Raw genomic sequence first — 13,487 nt, forward strand, 5'->3', positions numbered from 1 at the left:
ATTTTCTCATTTCAAAATTCATAAACATTTAAACATGAACAAACTATAAAATTTATAGATTTATATTTTAAAATAATATACTACAATTATATTAATAATATATGTTGTGATTAAAGTTATTGATATAAATTATTTTATAAATTTTAACAGCACTTTTCATAATTTAAAATTTTTTATAAAAATATTCGATATAGGAAAACTTATGAATACCAAAAATACTTCTACATTATTTATAAATATAAAAAAAGAAAATATACAACAAAGAATAGATAATTTTTTATTAAAAAAATTTAAAAAACTTGCGAAAAATACAATTTATAAAAAATTAAGAACGGGACAAATAAGAATTAATAAACAGCGTATAAAACCTCAATACAAATTACAATTAGGAGATTATATAGTAATTCCTTCTATTAAAAATTTTTACAAAAAAATAAAAAAAATTGAATTAAGTCAAAAATTAAAGTCTCTTCTTATTAATAGTATTTTATATGAAGATAGTGATTTATTAATACTAAATAAACCCCCTGGAATGGCAGTACATAGTGGAAGTGGAATTAACTCTGGTATTATTGAATATTTTAGAATATTACGTGCGAAAGAAATAGAACTGGACTTAGTGCATAGACTTGATAAAGGAACATCAGGAGTTTTAATTTTAGCTAAAAAACGTTCAATACTATGCGAACTACATAAACAACTTAGAAAAAAAGAAATCCAAAAAAAATATTTAGCTTTAGTACATGGATGTTGGCCAAAAGATGTAAAGCATATTTCTGCTCCTTTATTAAAAACAAGATCTTACAAAAATCATATTGTAACCATTAATAATATTCATGGAAAATTTTCAAAAACTTATTTTAAAATCAAAAAAAAATATACTAATAACACTCTAATGTTAATTACCCCGGTAACTGGAAGAACTCATCAAATTAGAGTACATACTCAATATATAAACCATCCGATTGTATTGGACGAAAAATATGGTAAAATAGAACTAGATCAAAAAGTAAAAAATAATTGTTCTACGAAAAGATTATTATTGCATGCTAATTCTATTACTTTTTTTCATCCAAGGAGAAAAAAAAAGTTAAAAGTAACTGCCCCAATAGATAAAGAATTTGAAAGAATATTAAATAAACTTTAAAATAATCATATATTTATAAAAAAATTTAAAAATGTTTAAATAAATTTTATAAAAACTATTTGTAATTAATAATATTAAATAATTATAAGAATTTATCTATTCTTATTAAAGTTTTGAAATACATATTTTAAATATCTCATATTATTAAAAATTTTAGAATTATTAATTAAAACTTAAAATTTAATATACACAATAAAAAGGAAATATTAATGGCAGTACAAAAAAATAAACCAACTCGTTCTAAAAGAGGAATGCGAAGATCGCATGACCATATAAATATTCCATTGTTGTCTATAGATAAAACATCTAAAGAGCTTCATATTAGACATCATATTACTAAAAAAAAATATTACAAAGGTAAAAAAGTTATTTAAATTTTATATGTTTAATACATACATTTTATATTTAATATATAAGTGCTATTTAAAATACAATAGCACTTCATATTTTTATGTATTAATATACTATTTAAATAAAACATAGAAAATAAGTGATTTTTAGTAATTATATGTATTTAAATGAATGTATCGATATAAAAATATATTATATTTAAAAATACTATTAGTAAAAGATCTTAAAAATATTTTTATGAAATTAAAAATTTATCTTTACATGACAACGTAAACACATAATTTATAAAAATAACATAGTATAAATTATTAATTATAATTTTATATTTTTAAAAAAAATAACAAATCTCTTCAACCATAAAATTTAGATTTTTTATTTTGAAAGGGCTATTAATGTATTCATATTCTATTTTATTTCCTGGACAAGAAATACCAAACATAAATTTATTATTTTCTTTTATAAAAAAATATCCAATTATAAAAAAAACGTTTGAAGAATCTTCTGATTATATTAAATATAATTTAAAAAAATTAATTGAAAATCATCCGCAAGAATTAATAAATAAAAGTAAATATATTCAACTAATTACATTAACAGCATCAATTGCTATATATCGACTTTGGAAAAATAAGAACGAAGAAATTCCATTAATGTTAGCTGGACATAGCTTAGGAGAATATTCAGCATTAGTGTGTTCTAAATCTTTAAAGTTTAGAGACGCTATAAAGTTAATTATTATTCGCAATAAACTTATGAAAGAATGTATGAAAGAAAAAAAAGGAGCTATGCATGCTATATTAGGATTAAAAAAATGCGATATTCAAAATATTTTAAGAAATGTTAAAAATAAAAAAAAAGTTTCAATAGCTTGTATAAATACTCCGTATCAAATCGTTATTTCGGGTGAAAAATCTATAGTATCCAAAATAAGTACAATTTGCAAAAAAAATGGTGCTAAAAAAATTTTCCGTCTCTCTATAAATCCTCCATCCCATTGCTTATTAATGAAAAGAGCTGCAAAAAAATTGTTAAAAGTTTTAAAAGACACAACTTTTAAAAAACCTATATTTCCAGTAGTAAATAATGTTGATGCAAAAATAGAAACTTCTGTATTAGCTATTCAAAAAGCTTTATCTAGACAGTTATATTGTCCTGTAAGATGGATGGATTCTATTATATATTTATCTAAAAAAAAAACATCTATATTTCTAGAAGCTGGATTAAATAATACACTCACTAAGCTAAATAAATTTCTTGTTGCAATTCCATCAATTTCACTTAATAATGAAAATAAATTTATCTGAACATTTTTAAAATAATTACATAAAAACAAATTATGAAATTAAAAAAAAAAATAGCATTAGTGACAGGAGCTAGTCGTGGTATAGGAAAAGGAATTGCCACAAAATTGATGCATCAAGGAATTATTGTGATTGGAACATCTACATCTAATCATGGAATAAAAATAATTAAAAATTATCTTAAAAAAAATGGAACAGGAATAATTCTTGATGTGAATAATCCTAATTCAATTCAAAATACTATAATAGAAATTTATAAAAATTTTGAATATATTGATATATTAATTAACAATATAGGAATTGTAAAAGATAAACTATTAGTTAATATGACATATGAAGATTGGAATAATGTTTTACAAGTTAATTTAAGTTCTGTTTTTCATATTTCAAAACCTATTATTAAAAGAATGACAAAAAAGAAAAAAGGGAAAATTGTTACGATAGGATCTATTATAGGTCATATAGGAAATTATGGACAAACTAATTACTCTGCGTCTAAATCTGGATTAATTGGTTTTAACAAATCTTTAGCAAAAGAAGTGGCTTCCAAAGGAATTTGTGTAAATATGATAGCACCCGGTTTTATAAAAACTAATATGATACAGAATTTAACTCAGAAAAAAAGAAATAAATATCTTTTAAATATACCAATGAAAAGATTTGGAACAATTAATGATATATCCGAGACTGTTTTATTTTTAATATCTGATCGCGTGAATTATATTACAGGTCAAGTCATACACGTAAATGGTGGAATGTACATGCCTTAAAATTTTTTAATACCATAAAAATAAAAATACTTATAACTTAATAGTATAATTTTTTTATTTTTTAAACATTAATTTCAAAGGTCACAGGATTACTTATATGAACTGTATAGAAAAAAAAATTAAAAAAATAATATCACAGCAATTAGGTGTAATGGAAGAAGATATTCATAATATGTCTTCTCTTGTTGAAGATCTTGGAGCAGATTCATTAGATCATGTCGAACTAATTATGAGTCTAGAAGATACATTCAATATTGAAATACAAGATGAAGAAGCAGAAAATTTTAATACCGTACAATCACTACTTACATTCGTAAAAGATAAAATTAAATAAAAAATTCCAATTTATTTTTTAATAGACATTTTAATCCTTTCAAAAAACTATTAAATATACATTACTAAATTGGGAAATTTAAAATGTTAAAAGGTAAATTTATAGTAATTGAAGGAATCGAAGGCTCTGGAAAAACTACCATATGTAACTTTACAAAAAAATTATTGTTAAAATATGGCATTTCTAATGTAAAAACATTAAGAGAACCTGGAAGTACACCTTTATCTGAAAAAATAAGATATTTAATTAAAAATTCTATAAAAAAAGAACATATTTTTGATGAAACAGAATTATTATTAATTTATGCTGCAAGAATCCAATTAATAAAATCAATTATAAATCCTGAACTAAAAAAAGGGAACTGGATCATTAACGATAGGCATACATTATCTTCTTTAGCTTATCAAGGAGGAGGACGTGGAATTAAAGAAAAAACAATATTATTTTTACAATCAACTTTTGTAAACAAAATCGTTCCTAATATCACATTTTATTTAGATGTCACGCCTATTATTGGTTTAACAAGAATTCAAAAAAGAAAAAATTTAGATCGTATAGAAAAAAATAAATTAGAATTTTTCACGAAAGTTCGAAATACATATTTAAAATTTGTAAAAAAAAATCCAAAAATTATTAAAATAAATGCTAACTACAATTTAAAATTAGTAAAAAAAATTTTTAAATTAGAATTTTATTCATGGTTAAAAAAAAACGTATGAATTTATATCCATGGTTGTTAATACATTATAAAAATATAATTAATCATTTCAAACAAACAAAAACAAATAATTCTATTATATTAGAAACAAATAGAGGAATAGGAACATCTTTATTAGTAAAGATGATTGGATATTGGTTACTATGTTCTCAAAAAGAAAAAAATTTTTTGTTTTGCAAAACATGTAAAAATTGCATATTAATGAACACGAAAAATCATCCTGATTGGTATGACATGGAGTTGCTATCTACAAAAAATATAATAGGAATAGAAATTATAAAAACTGTATGCAATCAAATATTTTATACTCCTAAAAAAGATAGAAATAAAATTGTATATTTTCCTAATGTTTCAAAGATAACCAAACATGGCATTAACGCTTTACTAAAAACTTTAGAAGAACCTCCTAAAAATACATATTTTTTATTTACAAACTATCTTTCTCATTCACTATTTTCTACATTACGTAGCCGTTGTATTTTATATAAAATTTCTGTTCCATTAGAAAAAATTAGCTATACTTGGTTAAAAAATAAAAATCCAAAAATGAATAAAAAAACTATTATAACCTGTTTGCGTATAAATCAAGGACTTCCTATGTTAACACAAAAATTTATTTCTAAATCTTTATGGAAAGAACGAGATACATTTCTTCTTTATCTACAAGATTTCATAAAAAACGGAAGTTTTTTTCGTCTATTAAATAATTTTAAACTTGGGAATATAGAAAAAAAGATTTTCTGGTTATGTAGCTTATTATTGGATTCTATAAAAATAGAATATGATAATGAAAATAATATAATAAATTTAGATAAGATATCTATGATAAAATTTTTACAAAGTCAATGCTCTTTTTATCTCTTAGACTACAGTTTAAGATCATGGATGCATTGTAACTTTAGATTAAATAACATCATAGGAATTAATTCAGAACTATTATTAACTGAACAATTATTACGATGGAAAAGTACTTTAAAAGTAAATAAAAATTAATTTTTTTAAAAGAGAAAGATACTATGTTTTTCGTAGACTCGCATTGTCATATTGATTTATTAGACTATAAAAATATTCATATGGGATTAAAAGACGTTTTAGAAAAATCTATAAAAAACCATATTAAATTATTGTTAACAGTATCAACATCTATTGATAATTTTAACTATCTAAAAAATTTTATAAAAGGAAATAAAAATATACTTTTATCCTGTGGAATCCATCCATTAAATGTAAATAAAAATAAATATGAAATAACAAGTTTAAAAAAATTTTTTAAACAAAAACAAGTAATAGCTATAGGAGAAACAGGATTAGATTATTTTCATAAAATAGAAAAATATGATTTTCTTCAAAAAATGTTATTTCGAGAACACATTCGCAGTGCAATTGAATTTAAAAAACCGCTGTTAATACATACTAGATATGCAATACAAGATACCATTAAAATATTAAAAGAAGAATCAGCAAATAAATGCCAAGGAATTATTCATTCTTTTACTGAAAATAAAAAAAATGCTAAAATACTATTGAATATGGGATTCTATATATCTTTTTCCGGAATTGCAACGTTTAAAAATTCTCGTGATATACAAGAAACAGTAAAATTTATACCATTAGACAGAATACTTTTAGAAACAGATTCTCCATATTTATCTCCAGAGCCTTATAGAGGAAAAGAAAACCAACCAGCTTATTTATATAATATAGCTTTAATCATTTCTAAATTAAAAAATATTAGTATTGAAAATCTTGCGTATCATACTACAAAAAATTTTTTTACCTTATTTAATGTAAATATAGATTTTAAATAGATTTCTAACAAAGATATTCTTATAATAAATTTCCATTATTCGATTTTTATTTTCATACAAACATAATTATTTATATAAAAATAATTTACTTAATAAATTGCATGAAAAATGCAATAGGATATTTAAAACATGTTTGAAAATATATTTGCAAATTTGCAAAAAATAGGAAAATCATTAATGCTCCCAGTATCTGTACTTCCTATCGCAGGAATATTGCTAGGTATTGGATCTGCACAATTTAATTATGTTCCTCATATTATCTCAAAAATTATAGCTGAAGCAGGAGGAACAGTATTTTCCAATATGCCTTTAATTTTTTCTATTGGAATAGCTCTAGGATTTACTAAAAATGATGGAGTATCTGCACTAGCAGCAGTACTATCTTATAGTATTATGATACAAACATTTTCCATTATGAGTTCATTTCTTTTAAATATTCCAGTTTTGGAAATAAATAAAAAACATTTATTAGATACTGGAATATTAGGAGGAATTATAGCTGGCTCTATTGCTGCGTATATATTTAATAAATTTCATAAAATTCAACTCCCAGAATATTTAGGTTTTTTTTCTGGAAAACGATTTGTTCCTATTGTATCCGGTTTATTAGCAATTTTGATAGGTTTTATTTTATCGTTTATATGGCCACCTATAGGAAATATAATAAAATGTTTTTCAGAATGGGCTGCATATCAAAATCCTACACTTGCTTTTGGAATATATGGAATGGTCGAACGAGCTTTAGTTCCATTTGGATTACACCACATTTGGAATGTGCCATTTCAAATGCAAATAGGAGAATATACAAATATCATAGGACAAACATTTCATGGAGATATTGCTAGATATATGGCAGGTGATTCTACAGCGGGAAAGTTATCTGGAGGTTTTATATTTAAAATGTATGGTCTACCTTTTGCAGCATTAGCAATATGGCATTGTTCTTATAAAGAAAATAGAGCAAAAATAGGAGGAATAATGATTTCCGGCGCACTTACTGCTTTTTTGACTGGAATTACTGAACCTATTGAATTTTCTTTTATATTAGTAGCTCCAATATTATATGTGATTCATTCTATTTTAGCTGGTTTAGCTTTTCCTATTTGTATTCTATTAGATATGAAATCAGGAACTAGTTTTTCCCATGGTTTAATTGATTTTATAGTACTCAGCGGAAATAGCAATAATTTTTGGTTATTTCCTATAGTAGGAATATTATATGGCTGTATTTACTATAGTATTTTTTATATAACTATAAAAAAATTAAATTTAAAAACACCAGGCCGAGAACATTTTAATAGAATATTATTGTTCCAAAATACAAAAGAAATGATACCATTATTAATTTTAGCATTAGGAGGAAAAAATAATATTACTTCTTTAGATGCATGTATTACAAGATTGCGTATTACAGTTATGAATACGTCTAAAGTAAATATAAAAAAACTAAAAAATTTAGGCGCTGCTGGAGTAATTGTATCAGGATTAGGAGTACAAATTGTGTTTGGTACTAAATCAGATAATATAAAAACAGAAATTGATAATTACATATCTAATCATTAATTTATACAGTGTCATTCTGCAAAAATTAATCATTTTATTTTTAGAATAGTTTAAATAAATTTTAAGAAATTTTATAATACATTGTTCAATAATTATAATTTAAAAAAATATCATTATGGAAAATTCAGAAATATTTAAAAACATAATAAAAAGAAAAATATCTTCAGAAATACTTTATCAAGATAAAAATATAACTGCTTTTAAAGATATTAATCCGAAAGCACCTGTTCACATATTAGTTGTTTCAAATAAATTTATTAGATCTTCTAACGAAATTACTAAAGAAAATAAAGGTATATTAGGAGACATGTTATATGTAGCAATTAAACTAGCTAAAAAATTTAATATCGATAAAAAAGGATATCGATTAATTATGAACTGCAACGAACACGGTGGTCAAGAAATTTTTCATTTACATTTACATTTATTAGGAGGGAAAAAACTAGGAAAAATATAATTTTTAAATGCCATAAATAAAAATCTTTAAATTTTTTAATAAAATAGAATCATTATAGGGATTTGAAAATAAAAATTCTATATATATTAATATGTATATTAATACTAATGGGTTGTAATATAATATCATATAAAAATATTATTCTAGAAAGTAAAAAATTTTTTTCAATTAAAAAAATATTTATAAATATATCAAATTTTGAAAAGAACTTTAAAAATAACTTATATAGCGAAATAAAAAATATTAATATGCCATTTCGAGACAATTTCTTATTAATTAATGATATAGAAAATGATACTCATTATCACATCGAAACAGATAAAATACAAAATGTTATACTTAATTTTTTTAAAACAGACATTATTTTTTTTAATATAATTACAAAACAAACAATTGAAAAAGTTAAGAAATGTTTCAAAATTTCTGTGAAAGATGTACTTATTAATAGAAATAAAGCATTATTATTAGCTAAAAAATCCCATGCAAATTATTTAATGTATAATATTTTATACAAAAAAAATAAAATCTTATATTTTAAATCACAAATAATTTTAGTTTCTTCTAAAGAAATTTTTCTAGACTTCGAAACATTAATAGAAATTCTAAAAAACTAAAAAATTTGTTGAATATTATCAGAAGATGTTTTAAATTTATATAAATTTGAAATTATAGAGATTATTAATATACAAAGGTTTAAAAAAATTAAAACTTAAACTTATACTGTAACTTTTTGAATTTTTAACCGAATTTAAATACATTCTTCTGAAAATATTTAATTTGTCAAGATAAAAATCTTAAACAATAATATTTTTTAATATTATAGAATATATAAAAATTTCGTTAAATAAAAAAAAAATAATATAATTATATTAAAAAATGTTTTAACATAATTGCAATAAAAATTGCACAATATTAACTTAAAATACAATACAGCAAAGTTTTAATTTTTAAAATTATTGATTTTTTAAAAAGATATAAATATTTATTTTTTATTACATTATATCATTACTAATATCAAAATTTATAATTTTAAAATTTTAAAAACTATTTTAATTAAGTAATACAGGTAACTTTAATAACATAAAAACATTATATACCATATTAAAAAGTTCAATGCAACCTAAAACTTACACAATTTTCGAAAATAAATATAATTACATCTAATTTTATAGATTTTATTACACATCGAAATTATTTGCAGTTCGAGGAAAAGGAGATACATCTCTAATATTTTTGACTCCTGTAATATAAGATAAAAAACGTTCAAAACCTAATCCAAATCCAGAATGAGGAACCGTTCCATATTTTCTAAGATCTCTATACCACCAATAACTTTTTTTATTTAATCCACACTCAGAAATTCTTTTATCTAAAACATCTAACTTTTCTTCTCTTTCAGAACCACCTAAAATTTCTCCAATACTAGGAACTAATAAATCTATTGCTGCAACAGTTTTATTATCTTTATTTAATTTCATATAAAAAGCTTTAAGAGATTTAGGATAATTGATAATTATAGTAGGAAAGTTAAAATGTTTTTCTATAAGATACTTTTCATGTTCAGATGATAAACTCATTTCTGCAAATATTGAATTAATAGGAAATGCACCAGATTTTTTTAGAATATTTATAGCTTCTATATACTCTATTCTAAAAAATTTTTTATCTAAAAACTGTTTAAGTCGTAAAAAAATGTCAGTATCTAATATTTTTTGCAAAAATTCAATATCAGTCGAGCATTTTTCTAATACAACATTAACTACATTTTTTAACATACTTTCAGAAAAATTCATTAAATCATCTAATTTAAAAAAAGCTGTTTCTGCTTCTAACATCCAAAATTCAGAAAGATGTCTAGTAGTGTTGGAGTTTTCTGCTCTAAATGTAGGTCCAAAAGAATAAACCTTGGATAAAGCGCATGCATATGCTTCTAAATTCAATTGTCCAGAAACACTTAAAAAACTTTCTTTTCCAAAAAAATCTTTTTTAAAATCTGTTTTTAAAGAATTATTTATAGGGATATTTGAAAAATTTAAAGTAGATACCTTGAACATTTCGCCACCACCTTCTGAATTTAATCCCGTAATAATAGGAACTGATACCCAATAGTACCCTTTCTGATAAAAAAATTGATGTAACGCTTGAAATAAACAATTTCGAATTCTAGATATAGCTCCAATAAAATTAGTTCTCGGTCGTAAATGAGAATATTTTCTCAAATATTCAAACGTATGTTTTTTTGAAGAAATAGGATATTTAGATGGATTTTTAACCCATCCAATTACTTTTAACTTTTTTGTTTGAAGCTCATATAATTGTTCATTTTTAAAAGATCGTATTAATGTACCATAAACAACTATTGAGCAACCTGTCGTTAATTTTTCAACTTCTTCATAATAATTAGATAAAGAACAATATACTAAAACTTGTAAAGTATGTAAGCAAGATCCATCATATATATCAATAAAAGTAATTCCGGATTTAGAATTTCTTTTATTTTTTACCCAACCTTTTATACAAACATATTTATTTACTTTCACTTTATTTTTACATATATCAAATATAGAAGATGTATTCATAATTATGTTCTCCCAATAGATTATTAATAAAAACTAGAATTATAGTTACAAATTAAAAGCTGTCTTTAAATTTTTCATAAACATTTTATCAAAACAAACTATTTTTCCTGGACTATCTGAAATTTTAGCTACTGGTTTTCCATTACATTCTATTAATTTAATTACAATGTTTAATGGATTTACACCTGGAATATCACATGTTAATTTCGTTCCTATTCCAAAAATTGTATTTATTTGATTATTAAAAAAATAAAATAGTTTTGCTATTTTATTAAAAGTTAAATTATCAGAGAACAATAATATTTTTTTAAGAGGATCAATTCCTAAAGACCTATAATGAAAAATTGCTTTCTTTCCCCATTTAAATGGATCTCCCGAATCATGTCGTAATCCTTGATAATAATTCGCTAAATCAAAATTAAAATCTTTTAGAAAAGCATCCATAGAAATACAATCTGTAAGAGCAATTCCTAAGTGTTTCCCATACTGTTTTACCCATATTTTTAAAGCCATTTTTTGACTATTTTTTAAAATAGGACTTATTTGCTGATGTGCTTGAAACCATTCATGAGATTGAGTCCCTACGGGATTTATGTTTAAAAGTCTAGAAATGTGATAATTGCTCGATCCAATTAACCATGGAAAATTTTTTTTTAAAAATTTAATTATAGAAAAATGAATATTATACGAAAATCTTCTTCTTGTTCCGAAATCTATTATTTTTAAATTAGATAAATTTATATTTTTCGTTTTTTTGTAAAAATTAAAAATTTTCTTTTTTAAATAATTCAAAGCTATAGTTGATGTAACATGAGGAGATTCAGTATTATGCACAATTTCACTTATTAACGATAATAAAGGAACTTCCCATAATATAACTTCTTCCCACAATCCATAAATTTGAATACATAATTTACCACCATTATTGAATATATGTACCTGTGAAACATCATATCGAAAATTTTTTAACCACAATAAATATTTTTTTTGAAAGAAAGAAAAAGACGACATATATATAAATTCATCATTTGTAAGATATAAATTAGAAGCCATCATTTCAACTTGTTTTTTTAGTATATTAGAATACTTTCCAAAAATATTTTTTCCTCGACATAAAAATTTTGCAGATACAATAACATTAGGATAATTATAAAAAATAGCCTGTTGCATATGAAATTTGTATGCATCAGTATCTAAAATAGTTTTTAATATTGGATAATTATATTTTTTCATATTATACTTTTATATATATTTTTGTAAAAAAACAGTATAAAATCTTTTTATAAAACATTCGAATAATAACATATATATGTTAATTTAATTGTATTCAAATGAATTTTTGATTTTAAATTTTTGATTTATATATAAATTTCAATTTAAATATCATGTTAATATAGTTGTTTAATATTTTAAAATGTTAATATAGAAATAATTTTTAATATTATTCATTACATGTATTTTTTTTAAATATATTTTTAAAAATAAATATATATTATGCAATTTCTTTAATAATATATTACTATCGTTTAACCAGAAAAACGCATTTATTAATATTAAATTATTGAAAGTTACTAATATATTTAAAAAAGTAAATTTTAATAAATATTCATATAAAAATATAATATTGAATCTATTAAATTTCGAAAATATTTTCAATTCAAAACTTTCCTGTTAAAATAAAAATACAATATTTATTAATAATTTTTTATAAATGGGCTATGATTCATAATCATAGAAACTATTAATTTATTGATTAAAAATAAAAATAAAATTTTCCATTAATTTAATGTAATTTATACTAATATGCTAATAAATCGAATAATTTCGAAAAATTAATTAAAAACTCAATTATTTACAATATAAAAAACTATTTTAAAACACACTATAGGAGTTAATATAAAAAATATAAAAATACAACTATTAAAAAATTTTTATACAACACATACCTTTATTTCCAGTAAAATTTCATATTATTATCTATATATAAATTAATAAAAAAATTTTTTAATAATTTAATTAATTGTAATATTTTAAAAAAATAAATACAAATATTACATCAAATTTCTCTTTACTAGAAAAAACACAGATGTAATTTTAAAAATTATAAATCTCACTATAAATTTGTCACAATTAAAAAACTAATATTGTTAAAATTTTTAGAGAAGATTCAAAAAATGAAGTTATTAATTATTAATACAAAAGATATCAATTCATTATTTTTTAAAAACTGTATTTTAAAAATTATTAAAATTATATTATTTTTTTAATCTATAAAAAAGTAAAAATTTATAACATTACTACAGAAAATTTATGATGTAATCATTTTACATTTAAAGTAGACTAATCCTATCAAAAAGTTTCTCGATAAAAAATTAATTGTAAAAATGAATTTTATAGAAATTAATTATTTAAAATTAATTTTATAAAAATACTACTAGCTTAAATAAAGAATAATAATT

The 13,487-nt window shown here is 21.6% G+C and carries 13 protein-coding genes; 11 read left to right on the top strand and 2 right to left on the bottom strand.

The genetic code is table 11. The features are described from left to right. Positions 1–202: 202 nt before the first annotated feature. The 11 genes from U0T64_01615 (at position 203) to U0T64_01665 (ending at position 9,063) form a co-directional block, all read left to right on the top strand. Positions 203–1,147, top strand: coding sequence for an RluA family pseudouridine synthase (locus U0T64_01615; protein XBC41067.1), 945 nt, complete (start codon positions 203–205; stop codon positions 1,145–1,147). A gap of 209 nt (positions 1,148–1,356) precedes the next feature. Further along, positions 1,357–1,521: a 50S ribosomal protein L32 gene (gene rpmF / locus U0T64_01620; protein ID XBC41068.1), complete on the top strand. Its 165-nt coding sequence runs from the start codon at positions 1,357–1,359 to the stop codon at positions 1,519–1,521. Between the two features lie 369 nt (positions 1,522–1,890). Next, on the top strand, positions 1,891–2,802 hold the full coding sequence (gene fabD, locus U0T64_01625) for an ACP S-malonyltransferase (protein XBC41069.1): 912 nt from the start codon (positions 1,891–1,893) through the stop codon (positions 2,800–2,802). A gap of 32 nt (positions 2,803–2,834) precedes the next feature. Further along, on the top strand, positions 2,835–3,569 hold the full coding sequence (fabG, locus tag U0T64_01630) for a 3-oxoacyl-ACP reductase FabG (GenBank protein XBC41070.1): 735 nt from the start codon (positions 2,835–2,837) through the stop codon (positions 3,567–3,569). Positions 3,570–3,666: 97 nt separating this feature from the next. After that, a complete protein-coding gene (gene acpP / locus U0T64_01635) occupies positions 3,667–3,903 on the top strand; it encodes an acyl carrier protein (GenBank protein ID XBC41071.1) in 237 nt (78 codons plus the stop codon). An 83-nt stretch (positions 3,904–3,986) separates the two neighbouring features. After that, a complete protein-coding gene (tmk, locus tag U0T64_01640) occupies positions 3,987–4,622 on the top strand; it encodes a dTMP kinase (protein ID XBC41072.1) in 636 nt (211 codons plus the stop codon). Further along, the gene (locus U0T64_01645) at positions 4,601–5,614 is read left to right on the top strand and encodes a DNA polymerase III subunit delta' C-terminal domain-containing protein (GenBank protein ID XBC41073.1); all 1,014 of its coding nucleotides are present in this window, start codon (positions 4,601–4,603) and stop codon (positions 5,612–5,614) included. The genes tmk and U0T64_01645 overlap by 22 nt, the downstream gene beginning before the upstream one ends. A 23-nt stretch (positions 5,615–5,637) precedes the next feature. Then, positions 5,638–6,429, top strand: a complete 792-nt coding sequence (locus U0T64_01650; protein XBC41074.1) for a YchF/TatD family DNA exonuclease — start codon at positions 5,638–5,640, stop codon at positions 6,427–6,429. 129 nt (positions 6,430–6,558) lie between these two features. Continuing rightward, positions 6,559–7,992: a PTS glucose transporter subunit IIBC gene (ptsG, locus tag U0T64_01655; protein XBC41075.1), complete on the top strand. Its 1,434-nt coding sequence runs from the start codon at positions 6,559–6,561 to the stop codon at positions 7,990–7,992. Between the two features lie 115 nt (positions 7,993–8,107). Further along, positions 8,108–8,449 carry a histidine triad nucleotide-binding protein gene (locus U0T64_01660; protein ID XBC41076.1) on the top strand — a complete coding sequence of 114 codons (342 nt, stop codon included), beginning with the start codon at positions 8,108–8,110 and terminating at the stop codon, positions 8,447–8,449. Positions 8,450–8,697: 248 nt separating this feature from the next. Then, positions 8,698–9,063 (top strand): hypothetical protein, encoded by a 366-nt coding sequence (locus U0T64_01665; protein ID XBC41077.1) that lies wholly within the window; start codon positions 8,698–8,700, stop codon positions 9,061–9,063. Between the two features lie 564 nt (positions 9,064–9,627). Here the strand turns inward: U0T64_01665 and asnS are convergent. Next, positions 9,628–11,028, bottom strand: coding sequence for an asparagine--tRNA ligase (gene asnS, locus U0T64_01670; protein XBC41078.1), 1,401 nt, complete (start codon positions 11,026–11,028; stop codon positions 9,628–9,630). 45 nt (positions 11,029–11,073) lie between these two features. Continuing rightward, positions 11,074–12,261, bottom strand: coding sequence for a nicotinate phosphoribosyltransferase (gene pncB, locus U0T64_01675; protein XBC41079.1), 1,188 nt, complete (start codon positions 12,259–12,261; stop codon positions 11,074–11,076). Positions 12,262–13,487: the final 1,226 nt, after the last annotated feature.

The sequence above is a fragment of the Buchnera aphidicola (Nurudea yanoniella) genome (assembly GCA_039829995.1).
GTDB lineage: Bacteria > Pseudomonadota > Gammaproteobacteria > Enterobacterales > Enterobacteriaceae > Buchnera_B > Buchnera_B aphidicola_AV.